Here is a 24,297-nt window from a genome sequence, read left to right on the forward strand (position 1 = left end):
CTCAGAAATATCCTTCACGCTTCTTCTTTTCCATGGAGCCGGACTGGTCGCGATCGATCGCGCGTCCCTGCCGTTCGGAAACCGTTGCAATTTCGAGTTCGCCGATCACCTCGTCAAGGGTGGTCGCCTCCGACCGGATGGCGCCGGTCAGCGGGAAGTCGCCAAGCGTGCGGAAACGGATCATGCCTTCCTGGCGGACTTCGCCGGGCAAAAGCTCCAGCCGCGGATCTTCGGCGAGGATCATCATTCCGTCGCGCTCCACGAAGGGGCGCTTCTTGGCGTAATAGAGCGGCACCAGCGGAATGTCCTCGGCCTGGATGTACCGCCAGATGTCGACCTCGGTCCAGTTCGACAGCGGAAAGGCGCGCACGCTTTCGCCCTGGCGGATCATGCCGTTATAGATGTTCCAGAGTTCCGGCCGCTGGTTGCGCGGATCCCAGCGATGGTCGGGGGTGCGGAATGAATAGATCCGCTCCTTGGCGCGGCTTGCCTCTTCGTCACGCCGCGCGCCGCCAAAGGCCGCATCGAACTTGCCGGCGTCGAGCGCCTGGCGCAGCCCTTGTGTCTTCATGATGTCGGTAAAGGCGGACGAGCCATGGGTGAAGGGGGTAATCCCCTCGGCGGCACCGCGCGGATTGATATGCTCGATCAGGTCGAGATCGTAGGTCTTCGCGATGTTGTCGCGAAAGGCGATCATCTCGGAAAACTTCCAGCCGGTGTTGACGTGCAGCAGAGGGAAGGGGACGCGGCCGGGATAGAAGGCCTTGCGCGCCAGATGCAGGAGCACCGACGAATCCTTGCCGACCGAATAGAGCATGACCGGCCGTTCGAATTCCGCCGCAACTTCCCGGAAGATATGGATGGATTCGTTTTCCAGCGCTTTCAGGTGCGGATCTAGCGGCGGCTTTACGCTCTGCGGATTGTGCAGTTCCGTATCCGGACGGCTGTCGGCCATTGTCTACTCCAACTCTGTCGTCTCCGGCCGCAGGTTGGGCCGGCATAAAAGGGAATTGCGTCTCGCAAGTCGAGATTGGAATTTGCAGAGACGCGGGGGAAGGTTCAAGCGGAAACGACAGGATCCTCGGCAACATGCAGGCCGCATTCGCGCGTTTCGTCGTTTTCCCACCACCAGCGGCCGGCGCGTTCCGGTTCGCCGGGCTTGATGGCGCGGGTACAGGGCTCGCAGCCGATCGACGGATAACCGCGCGCATGCAGCGGATTGATCGGCACGGCATTGTCGGCGACATAGGCGCGGATGCGATCGATATCCCAATCGGCCAGCGGGTTGATTTTCAGCAAGTGCCGTTCAGCATCGTACTCGGCAAACGGCGTATCCGACCGGTTGGCCGACTGGCCGCGTCGAAGGCCAGTGACCCAGATCGTCGCGCCGGCGAGCGCGCGGGCAAGCGGCAGCACCTTGCGCACGCCGCAGCAGGCATGCCGTGCCTCGACGCTCTCATAGAAACCATTGATCCCGTAGCGCGCCGCAAAGGCGTCGATGTCGGCCTGCTCTGGCTCGAAGCGTTGGATCGAAATGTCGTAGCGGCTTTCCGTCTCGTCGATGAGCGCCAGCGTTTCTGCAAACAGCCGGCCCGTCTGCAGCGTCGAGACGTCGATTGGAAAACGGTGCGTGCCGATCTCGGCAGTGATCACCTGATCCTCGATGCCGAGGCTGGTGGTGAAGACCGCGCGGCCGAGGCTTGCCGCCAGCGACAATCGGCCGGCGAGGTCGAGACCTGCCAGCGCGGCGTTCAATGTTTCCGTATCTTCGATGGAATTGATGGCAGTCATCGGAAAACCTTGTCTGAAAGTGCGCGCAGCATCGCAGACGATGACCGAAAAAGACAGGAATGGGATTTCATAAACGACTTGGTGTGAGCAAATATCTCTCACAACGGCCAACGCAGCGCAAAAGCAACCGCTTTTTCCGCAACCGGCGCCTCTCGGGCTGGCGCTGTCAGCAAGAACAGCGCTTATATCTACCAATCTAGTAGAGTTAATCGCCGGATGTCAAACTGATTTCTGCTGCAATCTTCAATTTTGTAGCCGTTTCGGCCGCACGCGTTCAATTCCGGTTCAGGCAACATGCGCCAAAAGGGGTGTTCACCAGGGAAAAGGCGCCACTGCGCCGTGGATGAATGGCATTGCAGATGATCACGCAGAAGGCAAAATATGCATTGAGGGCGCTGGCCATCCTGGCGCGTGCCGATCAAGGCGAGCCGATGCTGATCTCCGAGATCGCCGCACAGCAGAAGATCCCGAAGAAATTCCTCGAGCAGATCCTGCTGGAACTGAAGCACCGTGACATCGTCGAAAGCCGGCGCGGCAAGCAAGGCGGCTATCTGTTGCTGAAACCTGCCGAAGAGATCACCTTCGGGGAAATCCTGCGCATCATCGACGGCCCCATTGCGCCGCTCCCCTGCCTGTCGCTGACCGCCTATCGCCGCTGCAGCGATTGCGACGGCGAGCAGGGCTGCGAAATCCACCATGTCTTCGCCAAGGTCGCGGATGCCATGCGCAAGGTCCTGTTCAACACCACCATCGCCGACGCCATCCGCCGCCCGGAAAGCGCCACGGTCACAAGGCTGCTGGCCTGATCAAGCGGAACTTGCGTCGGTCCGCGCGGCATCCTTGTCATGCGTCCGTCGTGCGCGGATGGCGGCGGCGATGTAGACACGCGAAAGCCCGTGATAAAGCGGCTCCGGCGACAACATCCGTGACGTCACATAGCCCAGCATCGACACCGCCATGATCGGGATGACCGCCTGGTGATCGCCGGTCATTTCCAGGATAATGACGAAAGCCGTCATCGGCGCCTGCACGACACCGGCAAAATAGCCGGCCATGCCGAGGATGGCGGCAAGGGCGATGCTGGTGCCCATGAGGTGCCCGACGGTGCTGCCGAAACCCGCGCCGACGGCGAGCGACGGGGCAAATATCCCGCCCGGAATGCCTGAAATCATCGACAAAAAGCTTGCCAGGAGTTTTTCCACGAAGAACAGCAACGGCAGCGAGTTCCCCTCTACCGCGCCGCGCGCCTGCTCGTATCCGGTACCAAACGTATTGCCCTTGGAGATGACGCCGATGACAGCCACCGCCAGCCCGCAGCCGCCGGCCATGATGAGCATGCGCAGGAGAGGTTGCGGCTGTGCCCAGCGGCGGATGCGCAGGCCAAAATGCAGGGCAAGGCCGCTGAAGCCGGCACCGAGCGCGCCGCCGCCGATACCGCAGACCAGCACAAGGCCCCAATCGGCAAGGAAGGTTGGCGACGTCACCGCCGTGCCGAAATAATTATAGCTGCCGGAGAGCCCGAGAGCCGCCAGGCCGGCGAGGATCACCGCCGTCAGCACCAGCCCGTTGGCACGGGCCTCGTAGGTGCGGCTCATTTCCTCGATGGCAAAGACGATGCCGGCCAGCGGCGTGTTGAAGGCTGCTGCGATCCCGGCTGCCGAGCCCGCAAGGATCAGCCCGCGTGCCTGTACCATACCGCCGAACCGCGCCGCTGCCAGCATGATGGCGGCGCCGACCTGGACAGTCGGTCCCTCGCGACCGATCGAGGCGCCCGACAGCAGGCCGAGAATCGTCAGCAGGATTTTCCCCGCCGCCACCCGCAGCGACAGCAGCCGCACCCGGTCATCCTCCTGATGCAGGTGCCGCGCTGCGATCGCCTGCGGAATACCGCTTCCCTGGGAATTCGGAAACAGCGTGATGGCAAGCCACGCCGACAGCACGAACCCGACCGGGGTGATGACGAGAGGCAGCAGAAATCCCCAGTCGCCCGAGGTCGTCACCGCACCGAAAAGCCGCTGCGCCATGTCTGCCGCCTTGGCAAAGCCGACGCTGATCAGCCCGATGGCCACAGCCCCCGCCCAGAACACCAGCCGCGTCCGCCACGTCCCGTGCGACCCCCACACAGCCCGGGAGCGGCGCAGGAACTTCGATTTTCGATAGGAAGAGGAGGGCATGGGAGCTCTGGACTGCTGGAAAACTGGCTGAGTTCGGGCAAATTGAGCCTCTGGGCGAAGACCCCTTATCGACCCCGCTGGCGCGTCTTGCAAGTTGGAATCGGTCGGGGTCAGCGCGCGTTATTTGACAAGCGCCTGTTGCGTTCTACAATGCATCGCAATTGCAACGCATGGAGCGGCTCATGAAAACGGCATCCCTTCCGTCACTGCGCGTCGATCCCGAACTACGCGCAGCGGCTGAGAGCGTCTTGAAGGACGGCGAGACGCTGTCGGCGTTTGTCGAGGCTTCTATCCGGGCACAGATAGATTTCCGACGCACGCAGGCGGAGTTTATCGCACGCGGCCTGGCATCGCTTGAAGATGCAAAGAAAACAGGAATTTATTTCAGTTCGAAGGAGGTTCTCGACGAATTGAAGGGAATGCTCGATGCCAGGTCTTCGGAAAAGCATTCCTCGTGACCTATGCGGTCAGGACGACGGCAAAGGCCCGGGAAGATATCAAACGTCTATACGCCTATCTGCTGGAGCGCGATGAACAAGCTGCCGTGCGGGCCTATGCGGCGATTGAAAAGGCCATGGTCATGCTGGAAACGTTTCCTTTCAGCTGCCGTCGAGCGTCCGGCGGCGATTCTCTTTTAAGGGAGCTTGTCGTACCTTTCGGCGCGGCCGGATATGTGCTTCTGTTCAAGATAGAAGACAGCCAGACAGTCACCGTCGCGGCCATCCGCCACCAGCGGGAAGAAGACTACCACTGAGCCCGCCGATCGATACCCATGTTGCTTTGACGATCCAGCCCCCTGTCTCATGGAGCGGCCACAGCGACCGCTTTCTAAAAGTCTGGTTTCTGAGCCTTGAGGCCAACGACCGCGCACCGAAGGGGCTTCAATCTTTTCGTCGATCTCGATGATACCAGCAGAACTCGCACTCCATTGGTTAACTCGCTGCCAGACGATCTCTCACCGAAAGCGCCGGTCGATTGGCAGCGTGAAGGACCATGCTGTGGCCTTTTTGCGCGCGCCGTGCCTGAACATTATCCTGAGCAGGCGAATTGCAAAACCTGCGGGCGGTTTCGGGAGCGGGATTGGCGATTCAGGCTCGGGATCGTTCGGGTCGCCGAAGCGCTCGATGTAGAGATCCGCATACAGGCTCGGGATGGGTGGCATGACGAAGGCTTCCCCCGGTTTGACACAGGACTTGATTGCTTTTGAATCGATTCAATGGTCATGCATCTCTGTCGACCTGTCAAGCAAAAGTTGAATCGATACAAACGGGGCGTTATGCTTCGCTTTCGGTGCAGGCGGGGGTAGGGCATGAAGGAAAAGAGCGCAAAACTTGCCGATGTGGCGCGGGTGGCGGAGGTCTCGCAAGGGACCGCCTCCAATGTCTTCAACCGCCCTGAGGTGGTGCGCGAACAGGTCCGCGAGCATGTCCTGAAGGTCGCTGCCGCGTTGGGCTACAGGGGGCCTGACGTAAAGGGCCGCTTGCTGCGAGCAGGGCGCGTCAATGCGATCGGCGTGGCAACGGTCGAGCCGCTGTCCTATTTTTTCGAAGATCCTTGGGCGCGAGCGATCATGACGGCGATTGGCGACGTCTGCGATGAGAGCGGAACCGGGATTGCGCTGGTGTCAGCGAAAAACCAGGAAAAGCTGGCCTGGAATGTCAACAGTGCCCTGGTCGACGGGTTTATCCTGCTCTGTGTCGAAGGTGGAGAAAGGTTGGTCGACCTGACACGCCGGCGGCAGTTGCCCTTCATCGCGCTGGCGCTTGGCGAGGACGACGCCTCGGTCCCGCGGATCGGCATCGATAACAGGGCAGGCGCGGCTGCCGCTGCGCGGCATCTGGGCGAGCTTGGCCACAGGAATGTCGCCATACTGGCCATCGGAAACCACGATGTTCCGCATGGGCTGTTGCCGCTTTCGCGGATCGACGAGGTTTTAGGCGGCAGCATGCGGGAGCGGATGCGTGGCTACTGGCAAGGGATAGAGACGTTCGGTATCGGGCCCGACGATATGCCGGTCTTCGGCACGCTGAACGACCAGCCGACGGTCGAGGCTGCAATGACGGCGCTGTTCTCGATGCCTGCGCCGCCAACCGCCGTTTTGGCCATGTCCGACCACAGCGCCATGCTGGCGCTGCAGTGGCTCGCCGCTCGTGGCATCGCCGTGCCCGGCGAAGTGTCCGTGGTCGGTTTCGACGGCGTGCCGGAAGCGGCGTTGTCCCAGCCCGCCTTGACGACCGTCGTCCAGCCGTTGCCGGAAATCGCCCGTCGCGCGGTGGCGGCCATACTCGAAGCCACCATACCGGCAGAGGGGCATGTCATGGCGGTCGACCTGGTCGTCCGCAAAAGCACAGCCGCGCCCGGGCGATAGGGGGCAAGCGCGGCTGTCGAGACAGGATTACCGGTCGCTGATGTCAGCGCGCGGGTTGGTCCAGGGTCGCTGGTTGGAGCGGGCGAGCGGTTGGCGGCCGAGGATGTGGTCGGCGGCTTTTTCGCCCGCCATGATCGACGGGCCGTTGAGGTTGCCATATGTCAGCGACGGGAAGATCGACGAGTCCGCGACGCGCAGTCCGTCGACGCCGATGACCCGGGTCTCGGGGTCGACGACGGCCATGGGGTCGTCCCTCGATCCCATCTTGCAGGTGCCGCAGGGGTGATAGGCGCTTTCCAGGTGTTCGCGCAGGAACGCGTCGATCTGCTCGTCTGTGGTCACCTCGGCGCCCGGCTGGATTTCAGGTCCCCGGTAGTGGTCGAAGGCCTTCTGGCCGAAAATCTCGCGCGTCAGCCGGACGCAGTGGCGGAATTTCTCCCAGTCTTCCGGATGGCTCATATAGTTGAAGCGGATCACCGGATCGGCCTTCGGGTCCGAGGAGCGCAGCGTCACGGCACCGCGCGATTTTGACAGGTTGTAGCCGACGTGGACCTGGAACCCGTGGCTCTTGGCGGCCGCCTTGCCGTCATAGCTGATGGCCACGGGCAGGAAATGATACTGGATGTCGGGCTGCTTGATGCCGGGCGCCGAGCGCAGGAAGGCGCAGGCCTCGAACTGGTTGGAGGTGCCAAGTCCCGAGCGGGTAAAAAGCCACTGCGCCCCCGCCACGCCCTGCCAGAACCACGGCAGCCAGGAATAGAGCGACACCGGCTTGGTCGAGACCTGCTGGAAATAGAATTCCATGTGGTCCTGCAGGTTGGCGCCGACACCCGGTCTGTCGACTTTGACCTCGATGCCCATTTCTTTCAGATGCGCTTCCGGCCCGATGCCCGACAGCATCAGCAGCTTTGGCGAATTGAACGAAGATGCAGCCACGATCACCTCGCGGTTGGCCTTGACGACCTCGATCTTGCCGCCGCGCTCGATCTCGACACCGGTAGCACGGCCGTTCTCGATGACGATCTTCCGGGCAAGGCAGCGGATCAGCGTGACGTTCGGGCGTTTCAGGGCAGGGCGCAGATAGGCATTGGCGGCCGACCAGCGGCGGCCCTTGTAGATGGTCTGCTCCATCAGCCCGAAACCTTCCTGCTTCGAGCCGTTATAGTCGTCGGTGGTCTCGAAACCCGCCTGCTTGCCGGCCTCCACGAAGGCGTGGAACAGGGGATTGGTGAAGCCGCCGCGCTGTACATGCAGCGGCCCGTCGGTGCCCCGCCAGCCCTCTTCGCCGCCATGGCTGTTTTCCATGCGCTTGAAGTAGGGCAGCACGTCGGCATAGCCCCAGCCCCGCGCGCCAAGCTCCTCCCAGCGGTTGAAGTCTTCGGAATGGCCGCGCACATACACCATGCCGTTGATCGACGAGGAGCCGCCGAGCACCTTTCCGCGCGGCGCGGTGATCCGCCGGTTGTTGAGGTGAGGCTCCGGCTCGGAGTGATATCCCCAGTTGTAGCGATCCATGCTCATCGGCCAGGCGAGCGCCGCCGGCATCTGGATGAACGGCCCGAAGTCCGTGCCCCCATATTCCAGCACGATCACCGAATGCTTGCCGTCTTCCGACAGCCGATAAGCCATGGCAGATCCTGCCGAACCGGAACCGATGATGACGAAATCTGCTTGCTGCATGGGGGCTCCAGACGTCTATGGAAAAGGGCGACAAATGTATCGCGATGCGCTATCATTGTTGCAGGCGGTATAGCTCAGGGCGATGGTGTCGGAATGAAGGACGTTGTCGTATCCCGACTTGCCGACAAAGCACTTATGCGCATGCAGCCAAAACGGCGGCTGGCGATCATTGAAAAAGTCAAAGCCTATGCGCGCGGAGAGATTGTCGACATCAAGAAGATGAAAGGCGGAAATCTCTACCGTATCAGGGTCGGACTGGATCGGGTTATCATCGATGACAAGGGTAGGATTATCGTGGTCATCGATGCCGGTCCGCGGGGCAGTATCTACAAGGATTGATCCACAATGGGCGATATCAAGAGGTTCGAAATCGACGGCAAACCCTATGTGCTGTTGAGTGAAGAGGATTATGAGGATCTGGTCGATGGACTGAGGGCGAATGCTGTCCTGGCCGGGATTTCTGCAGGAGAAGAAACCTGGCCCTTGGAGATCGTTGAGGCGCGTGCCAATGGCGGAAATGCCGTCCGTATCTTCCGAAACTATCGCCGCATGACTGTCACCGAACTTGCCATGGCCGCCGGAATTTCGCAGCCCTATCTCTCTGAGATCGAGGCAGGCAAAAAAACCGGCAGTGTCGATGTCCTGAAGCGTATCGCTACCGCCCTCAAGGTCGATCTCGACGATCTCGTCGTCGACGTGGCGGACTGATCCATCCATGGTCAATACGGCGCCTCGACCTTGCCCATGGCCACGTAGACCGTTTTCAGCTCGGAATAGTGCTCCAGCGCTGCCAGTGAATTCTCGCGGCCGAAGCCGGATTGCTTCGAGCCGCCGAACGGGATTTCGACCGGGCAGAGATTGTAGGTGTTGATCCACAACGTACCGGCTTCGAGCCGGTCTACGACGCGGTGGGCGCGGGTGATGTCGGCGGTGAAGACTCCGCCGGAGAGGCCGAACTCGGTGCCGTTGGCCCGCGCGATCACTTTCTCCTCGTCGTCGAAATCGAGCACGCACATGACAGGCCCGAAGATTTCCTCGCGGGCGATGGTCATGTCGTCGGTGACATCGGCAAACACCGTCGGCTGGATGTAATAGCCTTCACTGGCGACGTTGTTGGGGATGCCGCCGCCGGCAACCAGCGTTGCGCCCTCGGCCTTGCCTGCCGCGATATAGGCGAGCACCTTGTTGCGCTGGGCGAGCGATACCATCGGCCCGACCTGCGTCGCATCGTCCATGGGGTCGCCGATGACCATCGCCTCGGTGCGGGCCTTCAGGCGCTTCAGGAACTCAGCCTTGACGGCGGTGTGGACGAAGACGCGGGTGCCGTTCGAGCAGACCTGGCCGGTCGAATAGAAGTTTCCGAGCATCGCGCCGCCGATGGCGCTGTCGATGTCGGCATCGTCGAAGACGATCAGCGGCGATTTTCCGCCGAGTTCCATCGTCACATGCTTCAGGCTGCCGGCGGCAGCCGCTGCCACCTTGCGGCCCGTCGGCACCGAGCCGGTCAGCGATACCTTGGCGACATCGGGATGGTTGACCAGCAGCGGCCCGGTATCGCGGTCGCCCTGGATGACGTTGTAGAGGCCCTTCGGAAGCCCTGCCTCATGCAGGATTTCGGCGATCTTCAGTGCACCCAGCGGCGTATTTTCCGATGGCTTGAAGACCATGGCATTGCCGCAGGCCAGCGCCGGCGCACCCTTCCAGCAGGCGATCTGCTGCGGATAGTTCCAGGCACCGATGCCGACGCAGACGCCGAGCGGCACGCGCTTGGTATAGGCGAAGTCGCCGCCGAGCGGGATATAGCTGCCGTTCAGGCCGGCTGGGATGACGCCGCCGAAAAACTCGAAACTGTCGGCGCCCGAGGTCGGGTCGGCGACGATCGTCTCCTGGATCGGCTTGCCGGTATCCAGCGTCTCCAGTTCCGACAGTTCGCGATTGCGTTCCCGCATGATATCGGCAGCCCGCTTCAGGATGCGGCCGCGTGCCGTCGGGCTCATTGCCGCCCATTCCGGCTGGGCACGCTTGGCAGATGCGATCGCCTTCTCGATGATGGCCGGCGTTGCCGCATGCAGCCGGGCGATGACTTCTCCGGTGGCCGGATAGAGGCTTTCGAACACCGCTCCCGCCGTATCCTCCACATATTCGCCGTCGATGAAGTGCGAGGCTTTCGGTTGGGCTTTCATCTTATTCTCCGCGTGGATAGCGTTTGGATTCTTCGAGGGTATCGAGGTTCATGTGGTTGCGCATGTAGCGCTCCGAGGCCTTCTGCAGCGGCTGGTAGTCCCACGGATAATAGGAGACGTTGCGCAGCGCCTCGTAGACGACCCAGCGCCGCGCCTGGCTTTCGCGCACCGCAGCATCGAAGGCGCCCATGTCCCAGCGTTCTTCGCGCTTGCGGCGGAACAGGGCGACGACCTCCGTAAAGTCCGGATCGTCGGCGAGATTGGTGAGTTCCAGCGGGTCGGCGTCGAGGTCGTAGAGAAGGTCAGGGTCGAGCATGCAGTGGATGTATTTCCACTTGCCCTCGCGAATGCAGACGAGCGGCGCATAGGAACCTTCCGCCGCATATTCCATCAGCACCGGCTCGGTGCGCTCGGCGCCATCGATGATGGGCCTCAGGCTCATGCCGTCGGTCCAGGGCATGATGTCCTGCATGGATATGCCGGCAAGGTCGGCCATGGTCGGCGTCACGTCGAGGTTGGAGGTCGGCGCCAGATGCAGCCCCGGGGTGACGCCGGGGCCGGCTATCATCAGTGGCACCCGCGCGGAGCCCTCGAAGAAGTTCATCTTGAACCATAATCCGCGCTCGCCCAGCATGTCGCCATGGTCGGAGCAGAACAGGATGAGCGTGTTGTCGAGCATCCGCGTGCGCGCCAAGGTGTCCATGAGCTCGCCGACCTTGTCGTCGAGATAGGAAATATTGGCGAAGTAGGCCTGGCGGGAGCGCCGGATGTGCTCTTCGGTGACCTCGAAATTCTTGTAATCGCAGGAATGGATAATGCGCCGGGAATGCGGATCCTGCTGCTCGTCGGGCAGCATGCCGACTTCGGGCATCAGCTGATCGCAGCCTTCATAAAGATCCCAGTATTTCCGGCGGGCGACATAGGGGTCGTGCGGATGGGTGAAGGACACCGTCAGGCACCACGGCCGGCGGCTCTGGTCGTCGTTCTCGCGGCTGAGATGATAGAGTTTCTGGTTTGCCAGAAACGCCACCTCGTCGTCATATTCCATCTGGTTGGTGATTTCGGCAACACCGGCGCCGGTTACCGAGCCGAGATTGTGGTACCACCAGTCGATGCGCTCGCCGGGCTTGCGGTAATCCGGCGTCCAGCCGAAATCGGCCGGATAGATATCCGTCGTCAGCCGCTCCTCGAAGCCGTGAAGCTGGTCGGGACCGACGAAATGCATCTTGCCGGACAGCGCCGTATAGTATCCGGCGCGGCGAAGGTGGTGGGCGTAGGTCGGGATCGACGAGACATATTCGGCGGCATTGTCGTAGACCCGTGTCCTGCTCGGCAATTGTCCGGCCATGAACGAGGCGCGGGCAGGGGCGCAGAGCGGCGACGAGGTATAGTTGTTGGCAAAGCGTGCCGAGCGGGCTGCCAGTGCCTTCAGGTGCGGCGCATGCAGGAACTCCGCCGGACCATCCGGAAAGAACTTTCCGTTGAGCTGGTCGACCATGACGATCAGGATATCCGGCTTCATCTCGGTCACGGCGTCTATCCTTTGCCAAGGGCGGTCAGATGAGTGTTTATGTAGTCTTCGGTCAACGCAATAGAGGCTTCGATACCTGTCGGCACCGAGCGCAGACTTTGCCGGATATACAGCCCGTCGATCATCGCAGCCGCGCCTTCTGCCATGCGTTCCGCGTCATCCGCAGTGCAAAGCGGCCGGAGGTTGGCGAGCAGGTTGGAGCGCAGGCGGCGCGCATAGATCACCAGGAAGCGCCGCGTTTCCTCGGAGCGCTGCGCCTCGGCATAGAAGGCGAGCCAGGCGGCAATGGTCTCCGGGGCAAACTGGTTTGCCTGGAAGCTGACGCGGATCATCGCCGACAGCTTTTCGCGCGGTCCTGCTGCCGCCTTGAGCGCCGTCACCGTGTCGTTGCGCAACTGGCGTAGAAGCGAGCGGATGGTTGCCTGCAGCAGCCGCTCCTTGCTGCCGAAATAGTGATGGGCCAGCGCCGCCGAGACACCGGCTTCCCGGGCGATGTCGGACATCGTGACGCTCAGCGATCCGTGATCGCCGATCACCCTGAGGGCGGCGTTGACGAGCGCCTCGCGACGCACTGGCTCCATTCCGACTTTCGGCATCGTCGTCTCCTGATGACGATCATCGTATTTTTGATTGAGCCATCAATCAATAAAAATCGGAAACCCGCGAATTGATTTCGATCAGTGTCCGGGGAAGACCTTTTGCGCTAGAATGCGTTTCTCGACGTGGATTTCACGAAATGTAAAAGTAACAGGAACGGGTGTCGTCATGGTCATGGGTTTGAACGAACTGCCGCACGCCTCCGCTCATGCAAAGTGGGGCTGGTTCGTGGCGCTGGGCGTCCTGCTTTTGCTGCTCAGCGGCATTGCCTTCGGGAACCTCTTCCTCGCCACCGTCGTCTCGGTCTATTACGTCGGAATGCTCATGCTGCTCGGCGGTATCGTCTATCTCATCCATGCCTTCCAGGTGCGGGGTTGGGAACATAGCCTTCCATGGATCCTCAGCGGTCTGCTCTACACGCTGGCCGGTATCTTCGCCTTCATGAACCCGCTGCTGGCCTCGGCGGTCTTTACCCTGATGCTGGCCATAGCGCTGGTCATTGCCGGCGTCCTGCGTATCTGGGTCGGCCGCAGGATGAAGCCGGGGAAGGGCTGGGGGTTCATTCTCCTCAGCGGCATCGTGACGATGGTGGCAGGCTTCGTGGTCGCGCTCGGCTGGCCCGTTAACAGCCTGTGGATCCTCGGCCTGTTCCTCGCCGTCGACCTGATGTTCCAGGGCTGGACGCTCATCGCCTTCGGACTTGGCCTCAGGCGCTGATTAGAAGAAATCGCCCGTTGGTTCCGCCTTTTGACAAGCTTGGCGCGCAGGCATAACGTGAAGACGTGGCAGCACAGCGTGAGGCCCGTATCTCGCGCCGCAGGCCGCCCTTGAGTGAACCTTGAACGCAGGCATGATGCCTGCGCGGATCTGGCAGTTTTTCGGCCAGACACGGCAAAGAGAGGCAATGTCATGCCTATGGTCACTGTTTCCATCTCTCCAATGCAAGTCGCCGGCATCCGCGCCGCCGTCGACAACGGCAATTACGCATCCGGCAGCGAAGTCGTGCGCGAGGCGCTGCGCATGTGGGAAGCGGCACGCAAGCGAGGCGATCTGTGCGATGCGCACCACCTGGCGACGGGTTTGCCCGACGGGGCCGGCAGTGCCGACAGGCGCGTTGCCGATATGTTTGCCGACTTCGACGCTTCAGCTGCGGCCCACAATTGAAGCTGCTGCGTGAAAGCCAAAAAGCTAAACTATTCCTGCAGGTTGGTACATGCCGGCCTTGAGCGCCGGGACGGGCTTTTTGTCATTAAAACTTCACGAACCGGAAAGCTTTTATTGACGCCTCACAACCATCTTCAACCCCAGCGACATCGCGTGGGGCAGTGGAGACGAGTATGTCCGGGAGTATGGTCAAGGAGGTGGCAGTGCGGCGCCATCCCTTCGATGCCGCCAGATGGACGCTCATAGAAACCGCGTTCCAGCCGATCGTCGATATCCGGACCGCCGCCGTCTTCGGTTATGAAGCGCTGATGCGCGGCCATGACCGGATCGGCTTTGCTGACCCCATCGCCGCTCTCGACGAGGCCGAGCGCACCGGCCAGTTGTTCGGGCTCGAACAGATGATGGAGCGGCTGGCGCTTGGCGCCTTCTCGAGTCTCCCGAACCGGGCCGAAGCGACGCTTTTTCTCAATCTCGACGCCCGGCTCATTCCGCAAGGCCTGCTGCTGGTCGAGGGATTGCTGGGGCTTTTGAAAACGCGCGGCATTCCGCCGTCTTCCGTCTGCTTCGAGTTTTCCGAGCGCTTCGACAACAGTGCCTTTCCGGAGATCGCCGGCCTGATCGCCTATATGCGCAAGTCCGGTTTCAAGCTGGCAATCGACGATTTCGGCGTCGGTCATTCGGAAATGCGGCTGCTGTGCGACCAGGTGGTGGACTATATCAAGGTCGACCGGCATTTCGTGACCGGTGCCGATACCGCGATGCGCAAACGGCATTTCCTCAAAAGCGCCGTCTCCATGGCTCACATGCTGGGCGCCCGCGTCATCGCCGAAGGCATCGAGACCGAAGGCGAACTGGCGGTTTGCCGGGACCTCGGCGTCGATATGGCCCAGGGCTGGCTCATCGCCCGGCCGATGTCCGATGTTAGCCAGTGGCATCCGCGCCTGTCGCATTTTCCGGATCACAAATCGACCGCCACGCCTCTGCAGTCGCTCGACGACATCCTCATCCGCAAGCAGATCGAGGTGCTGCCGACCGTGTTCGAAAACGAGCCGATCGACACGGTGTTCGAACTTTTCCGGCGCAATCCGCGACAGGCTTATTTCCCGGTGCTGAATGCCAACAACGAGCCGCGCGGCATCATCCACGAATACAGCCTGAAAGCCTATATCTATCAGCCTTTCGGCCGGGATCTGCTGAAGAACAAGGCCTATGAGCGGACGATCTCGCATTTCATGGAGCCTGCGCCCGTCGTCAGTATCAATTCGACCGTCGATGACCTGATGGGGATCTTCGCCGATGTCGACGATGCTACCTGCCTCGTCGTCATCGAGGACCTGCGCTACGCCGGCGTCGTCTCCGCCGCATCGCTGGTCAAGGCGATGACCGAAAAGCAGCTGAAAACGGCGCAGGACCAGAACCCGCTGACCGGCCTGCCGGGCAACCATGCGATCCGCGATTTCATGCGCATGACGGCCGGCGGCACGGTCGATGCCATCCGCTATTTCTGCTATTGCGACTTCGATGCCTTCAAGCCGTTCAACGATGCATACGGTTTCCACATCGGCGATCATGCCATCTCGCTGTTTGCAGCCCTGATGCGCCGCCATTTCCTGCTGGGCACTCATTTTCTCGGCCATGTCGGCGGCGATGACTTTTTCATTGGCGTCATCGGGGGCAGCCGCGAGGAACTGACCGAGACGCTCGACAGGCTGCGCGCCGACTTCAGCAACGATGTCGCCGCACTTTATCCATCCGACGACCGGGAGCGCGGCTATATCACCGGCCATGACCGCAGCGGCGCGGAAACAATATTCTCGCTGATGCGCTGCTCGATCGGCGTCGTCGAATTGCCGGAAGGTACGGTGATCGACGACATCGGCAATGTCAGCAAGCGCATCGCCGGCCTGAAGACCAAGGCCAAGGAAAGCGCCAGCGGCCTGGTTTTCGAACAACTCTGCGAGACCAATTGACGCCCCACGACGTCGCGCCTTTTATTTCCGCTCCCGCTGACCTATGTGCGTCTCTCCCTGATGTCATGGAGAGCCAGATGCCTTTGCCAACTGATATGCGCTGCGTCGACCTGCCGTCCTTCGGCGCCCCCGAGGTGATGACCATTGTCCGCAAGCCGCTGCCGGTGCTGAAGCCCGGCGAGGTTCTCGTGCGGGTCGAGGCAATAGGCGTCAACCGCCCCGATGTCGCGCAGCGCCAGGGAAACTATCCGGCCCCCAAGGATGCCAGCCCGATCCTCGGCCTTGAAGTGGCTGGCGAGGTGGTCGACGTCGCACCCGGCGTTACCGAATTTGCCATCGGCAACAAGATCTGCGGGCTCGCCAATGGCGGCGCCTATGCCGAATACTGCGCCGTTCCCGCCTCCCAGGCGCTGCGCTTCCCCAATGGCTACGACGCGGTTCGCGCTGCGGCGCTGCCGGAAAACTACTTCACCGTCTGGGCCAATCTATTCCAGATGGCGGGGCTGACCGAGGGCGAGAGCGTCCTCATACACGGCGGCTCCAGCGGCATCGGCACCACGGCGATCCAGCTTGCCCGTGCTTTCGGCGCCGAGGTCTTCACCACGGCCGGCTCCAAGGATAAATGCGACGCCTGCGTCAGGATCGGCGCCAAGCGGGCGATCAACTACCGCGACGAGGATTTCGTCGAGGTCATCAAGGCGGAGACAGAAAGCGGCGTCGACATCGTTCTCGACATGGTCGGTGCTGCCTATCTGGAAAAGAACCTTGCTGCCCTTGCCAAGGACGGGTGTCTGTCGATCATCGCCTTCCTCAGCGGCTCAATCGCCGAGAAGGTCAACCTGGCGCCGATCATGGTCAAGCGCCTGACGGTCACGGGCTCGACGATGCGGCCGCGCACGGCGGAAGAAAAGCGCGCCATCCGCGACGATCTCCTGTCGCAGGTCTGGCCGCTGCTGGATGCCGGCACCATCGCCCCGCTGATCCACCACACATTTGCCTTCGAGGATGTCGTCGAAGCCCATAAGATGATGGAGACCAGCAGCCACATCGGCAAGATCATGCTCCGCGTGGAATGAGCGGACACATCGGCCCTCTGTGAGCCGGGGGGGGGGGGGGGCAGCGCCAACGGCGCGCGCGAGGACGGTTGGCAAGCGTCGCCCCAAACGCTATCACCGCTCGACCCCACCAGCATCGGATGCCATCATGACCAATCCCGTCACCGTCGAAGTTACCCGTGGTTTGCTTGTCGAGAGCCGTCATCGCGGCACGATCGTTGTCGTCGACGGCGACGGCAGCGTGGTGTTTTCACGCGGCGATATCGATGCCGGCGTGTTTCCGCGCTCCGCCTGCAAGGCGATGCAGGCCCTGCCGCTGGTCGAAAGCGGTGCTGCCGATGCCTATGGGTTCGGCCACAAGGAACTGGCGCTGGCCTGTTCCTCCCACAATGGCGAAGACGAGCATGTGGCGCTGGCAGCCTCGATGCTGGCGCGCGCTGGCCGCGATGTCGAGGCGCTGGAATGCGGCGCCCACTGGTCTTCCAACCAGAAGACCCTGATCCACCAGGCCCGCACGCTGGAGAAGCCGACGGCGCTCCACAACAATTGCTCCGGCAAGCACTCCGGTTTCGTCTGCGCCTGCTGCCACCAGGGCATCGATAGCAAGGGCTACGTCGGCTACGAGCATCCGCTGCAGCAGCAAATCCGCGACACGATGCAAGACCTGACCGGTGCCACACTCGGCGCCGACGTCTGTGGCACGGACGGCTGCTCGATCCCGACCTATGCCGTGCCGCTGCGCGCTCTCGCGCACGGCTTTGCGAAGATGGCGACCGGCCAGGGTCTCGGCGCGTTGCGTGCCAAGGCCTCGCGCCGGCTGATCGAGGCCTGCATGGCTGAGCCCTTCTATGTCGCCGGCAGCGGCCGCGCCTGCACGGAACTGATGCAGATCGCACCCGGCAAGATCTTCTGCAAGACCGGCGCCGAGGGCGTGTTCTGCGCTGCCATCCCGGAACAGGGCGTCGCCATCGCCGTCAAGTGCGACGATGGCACCGGCCGCGCAGCCGAGGCGATGATCGCCGCCACGCTCGCCCGGTTTTTCGAGACCGATGGCGAGATCCACGCCGGACTGATGGCCATGGCCACAAAGTCGATGCACAACTGGAACGGCATCCATGTCGGCGACGTCAGGGCGACCATCTGAACCCCGGAAAATTCGCCGAGGCAGGCGCTCACGCCAGTTGGATCCCTAGCCCGGCATCGCGATAGGGCTGGAGATCGGCCTCCGGCAGCGGGCCGGGCAGGACCATGCCGGCCACGGATGCCAGCGGCAGGATATGACACGGCGACGATGCGTCGAGCTTGTCAGGAGTGGCCAGCACGAACGTCTCGGCGGAACATGCCGAGATATGCCGCTTGATGGCCGCCTCCTCGAAGTCGCCCGTCGAAAATCCATGAGCGGGGTGGACGGCGGTAACCCCGAGAAAAAAGATATCCGGCCGCACCAGTGAAATCGTTGCCATCGCACTCGCTCCGGTTGAAACCATCGAATGTTTGTAGATCCGGCCGCCGATCAGGATGACCTCGGCCGTCGGATGATGCTCCAGTTCGCCGGCAATCGTCGGGCTGTGCGTTATCACGGTGAAGGCAAAGCCCCGTGGCAGCTGCCGGGCAATTTCGGCGTTCGTCGTGCCGCCATCGAGGAACACCGTCTGGCCAGGGCGGATCATGCCGGCGGCATAGGCGCCGAGCCGCTGCTTTTCCCCGGACGACAGGCTGCGGCGGGCAGACAGGTCCGGCAAGTCCGGCGACAGCGGCATCGCCCCGCCGTGCACCCTGAGCAGCAGCCCCTCGGCTGCCATCTCGCGCAGATCGCGCCGGATGGTGTCTTCCGACACGCCGAGCATTTCCGCCATCTGCTTGGCAATCACCTGTCCGTCGCTGCGCAAGGCCGCCTGGATCGTCGATTTGCGTTGGTTCGTCAGCATGCCGGTTTCCTGCACGAAGTTAAACGATATTACGCATAATACGAAATATGACTCGACATTCCAGCAATATTATCGATATTCGTGCAAATTGTCGCATCAGGCGACGGGAGACAGACCATGTTGATATTGATTGCCGGCCCTTATCGCTCCGGCACGAACGACGACCCGGTGAAAATGGCGGAAAACCTGAAGCGGCTGGAAGCGCCGTCGCACCGCTTGTTCGAGGCCGGCCATGTGCCGATGATCGGCGAGTGGGTTGCCTTGCCCGTCTGGAATGCCGCCGGTGGAAAAACCGTGGGCGACGACCTTTACGAGGCCATTTTCCATCCTGTTGCCGGCCGGCTTCTGGCGCTTTGCGACGGCGTGCTCCGCCTGGAGGGCGCATCCAAGGGCGCCGACAACGATGTGCGCATCGCCAGGGAACGGGGCATTCCCGTGTGGAACCGCCTCGAGGATGTTCCGGGCTGCGCCTGAAGTCGGCAGGGGGCGATCTATCGCCCTCTTATCCTCCGATTTTCCGACGCATGGCCTTTCACTTCGGTGAGAAACGCGCTTATTCTGCTCCCCCAAGGGAGAGGAATCATCATGACAGTTTTGTATTATTCGCCAGGAAGTTGTGCACTTGCGAGCCTCATCGCCATGGAGGAATCCGGCATCGCCTACGAGCCGCGCCGCATCGATCTTTCCAAGGGCGATCAGAAGACGCCGGAGTATCTGAAACTCAATCCGAAGGGCAGGGTGCCCACGCTGGTGACCGAGCGTGGCGTCATAACGGAGACGCCGGCGATCCTCGCCTATATCTCTCAGGTCTCGCGCAACGTGCGACTGGCGCCGCTCGACGACTCCTTCGCATTTGCCGTCATGCAGGCGTTCAACAACTACCTGTCCTCGACAGTCCACGTGAACCACTCTCACGGGCGCCGGGGCAGTCGTTGGTCGGACGATGCAGCCGCCATCGAGACGATGAAGGCCAAGGTATCGCAGACAATGACCGAGAGCTTTGTGCTGATCGAGGACCAGTTGCTGGCTGGTCCCTGGGTGCTCGGCGCCAACTATTCCGTGGCCGACGGCTATCTCTTTACCGTCGCCAACTGGCTGCCCGGTGACGGCGTCGATATGGACCGGTTTCCCAAGGTCAAGGCGCATGGCGAGCGCATGCGCGACCGGGCGGCCGTGCAGCAGGCGCTCGCCATCGAAAAGGGCTGAGCCTCAGCCTTTTTCCTGCCCGCGCGTCGCCTGCATGGCAAGGTAGGCGGGGCGCGACTGGCAGCGCTTGATCCAGGCATCGAGCGCCGGACGCGCATCGAACAATGCAGCTTCGCTCTGGGCATAGCGAAGCACTTCGGCAACGTTGAGGTCGGCGACCGTGAAGCGATCGCCGACAAAATGGCCGTTCGCCGAGAGATGCTTCTCCAGCACGTCCAGTGGCCGCTTCAGGAGGCGGCAGGCCACCGCGATCGTGGCCTTGCCGGCATCGGTGCCCTGTTCCCCACGGTCGTAGGTCTGGACAAGGCGGATGCTGTGCGGCTCCAGTTCCGTCGCGGCGAAGATCGTCCACATCGACAGCAGGCCGTCCTCTTCCGCCGTCTGGCCAGCGAGCGGCCCACCATGCTTGCGCGCAAGGTAGAGGTTGATGGCGAGCGACTCGTGCATGACGAAGTCGCCGTCGGTAATGCTCGGGATCAGCCCCATCGGGTTGATGGCGAGGAACTCCGGCGACATGGTGTTGATCGGCGCGCCCGGCGCCAGAGGCTCGTCCAGACGGTGGGCCTGCATGACGGGTATGGATTTGAACGAAATCCCCAGTTCGTTTGCCATCCAGTAGTTGCGCGATGCGCGCGAGCGATAGACGCCATAAATCGTCAGCATGAAGGTTCCCTCTATTTGCTTATGCCTACAAACCTATCTGGCAGCGCAGGCGAACGGAAGCAGCTGGCGTTGATGCAGCGATGAAAGCTTTTGATCGGTCGCGCTACGCCAAGCGGTTGCCGAGGATGGTCAGGTGCGGATAGGCCGTGCTGCCGGTCACGAGGTCGGCCGATGCAGGCTTGTCCCAGAGGAAGGCGACGATTGCCCCCTGGCTAGCGGCCTCGAACAGGTTGTTCGAAATCACCGCCGATCCCGCCCCGTCGGCGACCGACACCGCGCACCCGACAGGCGCATTACGGACGATGTTGCCAGAGGCGACGAGGTTGCGCATATAAGGCCCCCAGCCGAGCTTGAAGCCCCAGAGCGGCGCGTTTTCGATGACGTTGCCCGAAATCAGCGTGTCTGCCTCAGCCGAGATGCCGATACCGAAACCGCCGTCTTGTGCATAGGGCGCCGACAGCGACAGGTTGCGCACCACGTTGCCGGTCACACTGGCGAGCCGGCCGCCCTTGTCGAAATTGGCAATGGCGATGCCATTGGCGGCGCCGTCGATCAGGTTGCCCGACACGACAGCGCCCTCGAATTCGAATTCGCAGAAAATCGCCGTCTCGCCGGAGCGCAGGCACTGGTTGTCGCTGATCTGCACGTCCGAAGCGGAGTTGGCTCGCACCGCTGTAAAGGCGCAGTCGGCGATGTGGTTGTCGGTCACCATGACATTGCCGGCCTGATAGACGTTGATGCCGTTGCCGTTCTCCCCCGTGCCGCCGTCGCGGGCGCCGATGCGGGCGATGCGGTTGCCGGAGATGACGCTGCCATCCTCGCCCTTCTGCCAGCGATGCACCAGAATGCCGCCATTGCCGCAATCCTCGACACGGTTGCCGGTGATGGTCAGGGCGTTCGACTGGACCGCATAGACGCCGGCGTGTGCCGCGCCCGAAATACGGTTGCGCTCGATCCTGCCCCCGCAGCGCTCCAGATGCAGCCCATTCCCGGCGCTGCCGGTAATCTCGCAACTGCTCAGCAGCAAATCGCCAACGCCATCGAACCGCAGCAGCCCGCCGGCATCCACGGCCAGCCCGAGGTTCCCCCCGTCGATGACGACGCCGGAGATCTCGATCCGCCCGGCATCGGCCGCCTTCATCAGAAAGCCGCCGCCGCCATAGACGATGCGCGTCGCCCCGGGGACGCCGATCAGCCGCGTATTATCGGGGAGGGTGAGGTTCGAGGCCGTGTAGTTGCCTGCCGGCAGCATCACCGGCCCCTTGTTCCGAGCTGCCGCATCGATCATCGATTGCAGCCCATCCGCCGACACCCGCTTGCGAAACGCCACGCCATCGATGGCACCGCGCATATCCGAGGCAGCCACATTCCCCGCCGGCCCCGCCAGCGCCCGCGAAACCGCTGCCGCACTCGCCGCCGCCGCACAAGCGCCAAGCATCAACTCACGTCGGGAAATCATGCTCGGCTCCTCGAATGCAAGGGAGTTCGCCTTATGCTCCCTTCATGATGCCGATAAAATCGGACGAGACGCAATCCCGGTCTATCACACACGCCGGAACCACTCTTTTTCCTGCGTCGCCCTGATCATTTCCAGATCGAAGTCCGCAAAGGCGATCTCGCTTTGCTCTCCTGCCATGCAAACAATCCGTCCTAGGGGATCGACGGCAAGAGACCGGCCGTCGTTCTTCGGTGCCGGATAGTTGGCCACGGCGACACCAACAACCGATTGGAACGCCATGGCGCGGATGCCTGCCACGCGGACATCGCCCACCTCGGGGTCATCGACAAGAGGACTGCTGTTGGGCACGAAAATGACCTCGGCGCCCAAGCGGACGAGGTCGGACGCCACGTCGGGAAACTCGCGGTCCATGCAGATCATGATGCCAACGGCAACATCGCCGTTCCGGGTCGAAAGGCGAACGACACTGGAGCGGTCGCCCGGTGCGCAGGCATCTTCCGGTATGTCGAAATGGCAGATGTGTCGCTTTCTCTGCTGCAGCACGATTTCGCCGTCACTGTCGATCAGAACTGCAGCGTTGAAGGGCCTGGGTTCGGCCCGTTCGAGAAAGGTTGCCACGACGGCAATACCATGCTTGCGCGCTGCGTCGCGAAACCGCTTCACGTATTCCCCATCCGTTACCACTGCTCCATCGATCCAGGACGCTCTGGAGCCCGCATCCGCGCCATCATAGCGGCTGTAACCGTTGGAAAACATTTCCGGAAACACCAAGACATCGGCGGCTGCCTTGGCTGCCGAGGCAATCGCGGTACCAACGTCCGCATCCGGCATGATTTGCGCCAGCCCGACGCGCATCGAATGGGTTGCCAAGACATCCTCCTTGTCTGCATCGCAATCGCACATGGCCGTGTTGTTCAAGACAGCAGTCTGTCGATGCGCCCTCGCAAGCACCGAAGGTATCACCGTTTTGCGCCCCATCGACAAGCAGAAACCGCCCCAGCACATGCCGGCCGTTGCGACAGCGCAGCCATCGAGATCCGCCGTTGACCCATCTAAATTTGCGCGAAAGCGCAGCCGCCTCTGGCCGTCCGGCAAACTGTCGCTATCTTGTCCTCCATGAGGCCAGATGCATTGCTTTACCCCGCCCCGGAAGGGCTTTTTTGCCCGGTTGGCGGGTTCTATGTCGACCCGGTGCGTCCGGTCGACAGGGCGTTGATCACCCATGGGCACTCGGACCATGCGCGGCCCGGCCATGGCCATGTGCTTGCCACACGCCAGACGCTCGATATCATGCGTATTCGCTACGGCGAGGGCTTTGCCGGCAGCGAGCAGGCGGCGGGCTTTGGCGAGGAGATCGTCGTCAACGGCGTCACCGTCAGCTTTCATGCCGCCGGCCATGTGCTCGGCTCGGCGCAGATCGCCATCGAGAAAGACGGCCTGCGCATCGTCGTATCCGGTGACTACAAGCGTCGCCCGGACCCCACCTGCGCCGCCTATGTCTCCGTGCCCTGCGACGTCTTCATTACCGAGGCGACCTTTGCGCTGCCGGTCTTCCACCATCCGGACCCGATGGCCGAAACGCGTCGGCTGCTTGCTTCGCTGAAGCAGTTTCCCGACCGTACCCACATGGTCGGTGCCTACGCGCTCGGCAAGGCGCAACGGGTCATCCGTTTGTTGCGCGATTGCGGCTATGACGAGCCGATCTATATCCACGGCGCGCTGACGCGGCTGTGCGATTACTACGAGAGCCAGGGCATCGCGCTCGGCGAGCTCCGGCCGGCAACCATCGAAAGCCGCGCCGACCAGACGACATTCCACGGCGCCATCGTCGTCGGCCCGCCCTCGGCGTTCGCCGACCGCTGGGCGCGACGCTTCCACGACCCCGTCTCCGCCTTCGCCTCCGGCTGGATGATGGTCCGCCAACGCGCCAAGCAGCGCGGCGTCGAGCTGCCGCTTGTCATCTCCGACCATTGCGACTGGCCGGAACTGCTGGAAACCATTTCCGAGCTGCAGCCCCAGGAAGTCTGGGTGACGCACGGCCGCGAGGAAGCCCTCGTCCGCTGGTGCGAGCTGCAGGGCATCAAAGCCAAGCCGTTGCATCTGGTTGGATATGAGGACGAGGGGGATTGATGCATCATCGTCTACCGGCTGCAGCTTCCCAGGCAGCGTTGTTTGGGACACGTGCAGAAGCTCCCATCTCCCTCTTTCCTGTGCTCGTCACAGGAATCCAGCCACCGTGCGTCTGCACGGTGAGAGGACCTTTGCCTCACTGCGACAGTCTCACGCAGCGCCGACGCGCTGCACTGGATTCCTGTGACGAGCACAGGAATGAGGGGAAGGAGGGGACTGAGGCCGGGGGAGCGATTGAGGCGGGATTGGTGGAAGCGCTGCGTTTCTTTACCTCCCCCTCGATGGGGGAGGTCGCGGCAAAGCCGCGGGTGGGGGTGATCTGCGGCAAGGTCGGAGCTTGTGGCAGTCACCCCACCCCGTCGCTACGCGCCGACCCTCCCCATGAAGGGGAGGGTGCA

Annotated in this window: 25 protein-coding genes; 14 read left to right on the forward strand and 11 right to left on the reverse strand. The window is 62.3% G+C overall.

Annotation, left to right across the window (positions count from 1 at the left end; all coding sequences use genetic code 11):
* Nucleotide 1: 1 nt before the first annotated feature.
* Together cysD and J5274_RS08885 are read right to left on the reverse strand one after the other, a co-directional pair.
* Complete coding sequence (cysD, locus tag J5274_RS08880) at nt 2-955, reverse strand: sulfate adenylyltransferase subunit CysD (RefSeq protein WP_219274925.1); 954 nt, start codon at nt 953-955, stop codon at nt 2-4.
* Nucleotides 956-1,059: 104 nt separating this feature from the next.
* A complete protein-coding gene (locus tag J5274_RS08885) occupies nt 1,060-1,791 on the reverse strand; it encodes a phosphoadenylyl-sulfate reductase (protein WP_142824278.1) in 732 nt (243 codons plus the stop codon).
* Between the two features lie 359 nt (nt 1,792-2,150).
* Between J5274_RS08885 and J5274_RS08890 the strand changes: the two genes are divergently transcribed.
* Nucleotides 2,151-2,597 (forward strand): Rrf2 family transcriptional regulator, encoded by a 447-nt coding sequence (locus J5274_RS08890; RefSeq protein WP_142824480.1) that lies wholly within the window; start codon nt 2,151-2,153, stop codon nt 2,595-2,597.
* Here J5274_RS08890 and J5274_RS08895 read toward each other — a convergent pair whose 3' ends face one another.
* Nucleotides 2,598-3,965 carry a chloride channel protein gene (locus J5274_RS08895; RefSeq protein ID WP_142824279.1) on the reverse strand — a complete coding sequence of 456 codons (1,368 nt, stop codon included), beginning with the start codon at nt 3,963-3,965 and terminating at the stop codon, nt 2,598-2,600.
* Between the two features lie 182 nt (nt 3,966-4,147).
* Here J5274_RS08895 and J5274_RS08900 point away from each other — a divergent pair, with 182 nt between their 5' ends.
* The 3 genes from J5274_RS08900 (at nt 4,148) to J5274_RS08910 (ending at nt 6,333) form a co-directional block, all read left to right on the forward strand.
* Nucleotides 4,148-4,423, forward strand: coding sequence for a YlcI/YnfO family protein (locus J5274_RS08900; RefSeq protein WP_219274926.1), 276 nt, complete (start codon nt 4,148-4,150; stop codon nt 4,421-4,423).
* A complete protein-coding gene (locus tag J5274_RS08905; RefSeq protein WP_142824281.1) occupies nt 4,420-4,719 on the forward strand; it encodes a type II toxin-antitoxin system RelE/ParE family toxin in 300 nt (99 codons plus the stop codon). Before J5274_RS08900 ends, J5274_RS08905 begins: the two co-directional genes overlap by 4 nt.
* Before the next feature lie 555 nt (nt 4,720-5,274).
* A complete protein-coding gene (locus tag J5274_RS08910; protein WP_142824282.1) occupies nt 5,275-6,333 on the forward strand; it encodes a LacI family DNA-binding transcriptional regulator in 1,059 nt (352 codons plus the stop codon).
* 27 nt (nt 6,334-6,360) lie between these two features.
* On the opposite strand, the gene betA is transcribed toward J5274_RS08910, so the two are convergent.
* The gene (betA, locus tag J5274_RS08915; protein ID WP_142824283.1) at nt 6,361-8,013 is read right to left on the reverse strand and encodes a choline dehydrogenase; all 1,653 of its coding nucleotides are present in this window, start codon (nt 8,011-8,013) and stop codon (nt 6,361-6,363) included.
* A gap of 93 nt (nt 8,014-8,106) precedes the next feature.
* Here betA and J5274_RS08920 point away from each other — a divergent pair, with 93 nt between their 5' ends.
* Together J5274_RS08920 and J5274_RS08925 are read left to right on the forward strand one after the other, a co-directional pair.
* Nucleotides 8,107-8,352, forward strand: coding sequence for a type II toxin-antitoxin system RelE/ParE family toxin (locus tag J5274_RS08920; protein ID WP_142824284.1), 246 nt, complete (start codon nt 8,107-8,109; stop codon nt 8,350-8,352).
* A gap of 6 nt (nt 8,353-8,358) precedes the next feature.
* On the forward strand, nt 8,359-8,721 hold the full coding sequence (locus J5274_RS08925; protein ID WP_142824285.1) for a helix-turn-helix domain-containing protein: 363 nt from the start codon (nt 8,359-8,361) through the stop codon (nt 8,719-8,721).
* Nucleotides 8,722-8,732: 11 nt separating this feature from the next.
* Here the strand turns inward: J5274_RS08925 and betB are convergent, their stop codons facing one another.
* From betB to betI, 3 genes are read right to left on the reverse strand one after another with little or no spacing between them, the layout of a single operon-like run.
* Complete coding sequence (gene betB / locus J5274_RS08930; protein ID WP_142824286.1) at nt 8,733-10,196, reverse strand: betaine-aldehyde dehydrogenase; 1,464 nt, start codon at nt 10,194-10,196, stop codon at nt 8,733-8,735.
* Between the two features lies 1 nt (nt 10,197).
* Nucleotides 10,198-11,727: a choline-sulfatase gene (betC, locus tag J5274_RS08935; RefSeq protein WP_219274927.1), complete on the reverse strand. Its 1,530-nt coding sequence runs from the start codon at nt 11,725-11,727 to the stop codon at nt 10,198-10,200.
* A gap of 5 nt (nt 11,728-11,732) precedes the next feature.
* On the reverse strand, nt 11,733-12,323 hold the full coding sequence (betI, locus tag J5274_RS08940) for a transcriptional regulator BetI (RefSeq protein ID WP_142824288.1): 591 nt from the start codon (nt 12,321-12,323) through the stop codon (nt 11,733-11,735).
* 169 nt (nt 12,324-12,492) lie between these two features.
* Between betI and J5274_RS08945 the strand changes: the two genes are divergently transcribed.
* The 5 genes from J5274_RS08945 to J5274_RS08965 all read left to right on the forward strand — a co-directional run bounded on the left by J5274_RS08945 (nt 12,493) and on the right by J5274_RS08965 (nt 17,657).
* The gene (locus J5274_RS08945; RefSeq protein WP_142829209.1) at nt 12,493-13,041 is read left to right on the forward strand and encodes an HdeD family acid-resistance protein; all 549 of its coding nucleotides are present in this window, start codon (nt 12,493-12,495) and stop codon (nt 13,039-13,041) included.
* 192 nt (nt 13,042-13,233) lie between these two features.
* On the forward strand, nt 13,234-13,488 hold the full coding sequence (locus J5274_RS08950) for a type II toxin-antitoxin system ParD family antitoxin (protein WP_142824290.1): 255 nt from the start codon (nt 13,234-13,236) through the stop codon (nt 13,486-13,488).
* Between the two features lie 185 nt (nt 13,489-13,673).
* Nucleotides 13,674-15,458: a GGDEF domain-containing protein gene (locus J5274_RS08955; RefSeq protein WP_224128090.1), complete on the forward strand. Its 1,785-nt coding sequence runs from the start codon at nt 13,674-13,676 to the stop codon at nt 15,456-15,458.
* 77 nt (nt 15,459-15,535) lie between these two features.
* Nucleotides 15,536-16,534 (forward strand): NAD(P)H-quinone oxidoreductase, encoded by a 999-nt coding sequence (locus tag J5274_RS08960; protein WP_142824292.1) that lies wholly within the window; start codon nt 15,536-15,538, stop codon nt 16,532-16,534.
* A 127-nt stretch (nt 16,535-16,661) separates the two neighbouring features.
* Nucleotides 16,662-17,657 (forward strand): asparaginase, encoded by a 996-nt coding sequence (locus tag J5274_RS08965; protein WP_142824293.1) that lies wholly within the window; start codon nt 16,662-16,664, stop codon nt 17,655-17,657.
* A gap of 28 nt (nt 17,658-17,685) precedes the next feature.
* Here J5274_RS08965 and J5274_RS08970 read toward each other — a convergent pair whose 3' ends face one another.
* A complete protein-coding gene (locus J5274_RS08970; protein ID WP_142824294.1) occupies nt 17,686-18,441 on the reverse strand; it encodes a DeoR/GlpR family DNA-binding transcription regulator in 756 nt (251 codons plus the stop codon).
* Nucleotides 18,442-18,558: 117 nt separating this feature from the next.
* Between J5274_RS08970 and J5274_RS08975 the strand changes: the two genes are divergently transcribed.
* Entirely contained in the window at nt 18,559-18,915 is a 357-nt protein-coding gene (locus J5274_RS08975) for a DUF4406 domain-containing protein (protein ID WP_142824295.1), read from the forward strand.
* A 111-nt stretch (nt 18,916-19,026) separates the two neighbouring features.
* Nucleotides 19,027-19,647 (forward strand): glutathione S-transferase family protein, encoded by a 621-nt coding sequence (locus tag J5274_RS08980; protein WP_142824296.1) that lies wholly within the window; start codon nt 19,027-19,029, stop codon nt 19,645-19,647.
* Between the two features lie 3 nt (nt 19,648-19,650).
* Here the strand turns inward: J5274_RS08980 and J5274_RS08985 are convergent, their stop codons facing one another.
* From J5274_RS08985 to J5274_RS08995, 3 genes are all read right to left on the reverse strand, one after another.
* Complete coding sequence (locus tag J5274_RS08985; RefSeq protein WP_142824297.1) at nt 19,651-20,310, reverse strand: glutathione S-transferase family protein; 660 nt, start codon at nt 20,308-20,310, stop codon at nt 19,651-19,653.
* Nucleotides 20,311-20,413: 103 nt separating this feature from the next.
* Entirely contained in the window at nt 20,414-21,769 is a 1,356-nt protein-coding gene (locus tag J5274_RS08990; RefSeq protein ID WP_142824298.1) for a TIGR03808 family TAT-translocated repetitive protein, read from the reverse strand.
* Nucleotides 21,770-21,853: 84 nt separating this feature from the next.
* Nucleotides 21,854-22,639, reverse strand: coding sequence for a carbon-nitrogen hydrolase family protein (locus J5274_RS08995; protein WP_219274928.1), 786 nt, complete (start codon nt 22,637-22,639; stop codon nt 21,854-21,856).
* 246 nt (nt 22,640-22,885) lie between these two features.
* Here J5274_RS08995 and J5274_RS09000 point away from each other — a divergent pair, with 246 nt between their 5' ends.
* Nucleotides 22,886-23,899 (forward strand): ligase-associated DNA damage response exonuclease, encoded by a 1,014-nt coding sequence (locus tag J5274_RS09000; protein WP_142824300.1) that lies wholly within the window; start codon nt 22,886-22,888, stop codon nt 23,897-23,899.
* Nucleotides 23,900-24,297: the final 398 nt, after the last annotated feature.

This window comes from Rhizobium sp. L51/94 (assembly GCF_019355555.1).
Taxonomy (GTDB): Bacteria; Pseudomonadota; Alphaproteobacteria; order Rhizobiales; family Rhizobiaceae; genus Rhizobium; species Rhizobium rhododendri.

What these genes read in the sequence shown, in the direction of transcription:
- cysD (WP_219274925.1), bottom strand. Translation starts at nt 955, where the DNA reads ATGGCCGACAGCCGTCCGGATACGGAACTGCACAATCCGCAGAGCGTA.
- J5274_RS08990 (WP_142824298.1), bottom strand. Translation starts at nt 21,769, where the DNA reads ATGATTTCCCGACGTGAGTTGATGCTTGGCGCTTGTGCGGCGGCGGCG.
- betI (WP_142824288.1), bottom strand. Translation starts at nt 12,323, where the DNA reads ATGCCGAAAGTCGGAATGGAGCCAGTGCGTCGCGAGGCGCTCGTCAAC.
- J5274_RS08985 (WP_142824297.1), bottom strand. Translation starts at nt 20,310, where the DNA reads ATGCTGACGATTTATGGCGTCTATCGCTCGCGCGCATCGCGCAACTAC.
- J5274_RS08960 (WP_142824292.1), top strand. Translation starts at nt 15,536, where the DNA reads ATGCCTTTGCCAACTGATATGCGCTGCGTCGACCTGCCGTCCTTCGGC.
- J5274_RS08890 (WP_142824480.1), top strand. Translation starts at nt 2,151, where the DNA reads ATGATCACGCAGAAGGCAAAATATGCATTGAGGGCGCTGGCCATCCTG.
- J5274_RS08945 (WP_142829209.1), top strand. Translation starts at nt 12,493, where the DNA reads ATGGTCATGGGTTTGAACGAACTGCCGCACGCCTCCGCTCATGCAAAG.
- J5274_RS08885 (WP_142824278.1), bottom strand. Translation starts at nt 1,791, where the DNA reads ATGACTGCCATCAATTCCATCGAAGATACGGAAACATTGAACGCCGCG.
- betB (WP_142824286.1), bottom strand. Translation starts at nt 10,196, where the DNA reads ATGAAAGCCCAACCGAAAGCCTCGCACTTCATCGACGGCGAATATGTG.
- J5274_RS08920 (WP_142824284.1), top strand. Translation starts at nt 8,107, where the DNA reads ATGAAGGACGTTGTCGTATCCCGACTTGCCGACAAAGCACTTATGCGC.
- J5274_RS08895 (WP_142824279.1), bottom strand. Translation starts at nt 3,965, where the DNA reads ATGCCCTCCTCTTCCTATCGAAAATCGAAGTTCCTGCGCCGCTCCCGG.
- J5274_RS08970 (WP_142824294.1), bottom strand. Translation starts at nt 18,441, where the DNA reads ATGCTGACGAACCAACGCAAATCGACGATCCAGGCGGCCTTGCGCAGC.
- J5274_RS08950 (WP_142824290.1), top strand. Translation starts at nt 13,234, where the DNA reads ATGCCTATGGTCACTGTTTCCATCTCTCCAATGCAAGTCGCCGGCATC.
- J5274_RS08965 (WP_142824293.1), top strand. Translation starts at nt 16,662, where the DNA reads ATGACCAATCCCGTCACCGTCGAAGTTACCCGTGGTTTGCTTGTCGAG.
- J5274_RS08975 (WP_142824295.1), top strand. Translation starts at nt 18,559, where the DNA reads ATGTTGATATTGATTGCCGGCCCTTATCGCTCCGGCACGAACGACGAC.
- J5274_RS08910 (WP_142824282.1), top strand. Translation starts at nt 5,275, where the DNA reads ATGAAGGAAAAGAGCGCAAAACTTGCCGATGTGGCGCGGGTGGCGGAG.
- J5274_RS08980 (WP_142824296.1), top strand. Translation starts at nt 19,027, where the DNA reads ATGACAGTTTTGTATTATTCGCCAGGAAGTTGTGCACTTGCGAGCCTC.
- J5274_RS09000 (WP_142824300.1), top strand. Translation starts at nt 22,886, where the DNA reads ATGAGGCCAGATGCATTGCTTTACCCCGCCCCGGAAGGGCTTTTTTGC.
- J5274_RS08925 (WP_142824285.1), top strand. Translation starts at nt 8,359, where the DNA reads ATGGGCGATATCAAGAGGTTCGAAATCGACGGCAAACCCTATGTGCTG.
- J5274_RS08900 (WP_219274926.1), top strand. Translation starts at nt 4,148, where the DNA reads ATGAAAACGGCATCCCTTCCGTCACTGCGCGTCGATCCCGAACTACGC.
- J5274_RS08955 (WP_224128090.1), top strand. Translation starts at nt 13,674, where the DNA reads ATGGTCAAGGAGGTGGCAGTGCGGCGCCATCCCTTCGATGCCGCCAGA.
- betA (WP_142824283.1), bottom strand. Translation starts at nt 8,013, where the DNA reads ATGCAGCAAGCAGATTTCGTCATCATCGGTTCCGGTTCGGCAGGATCT.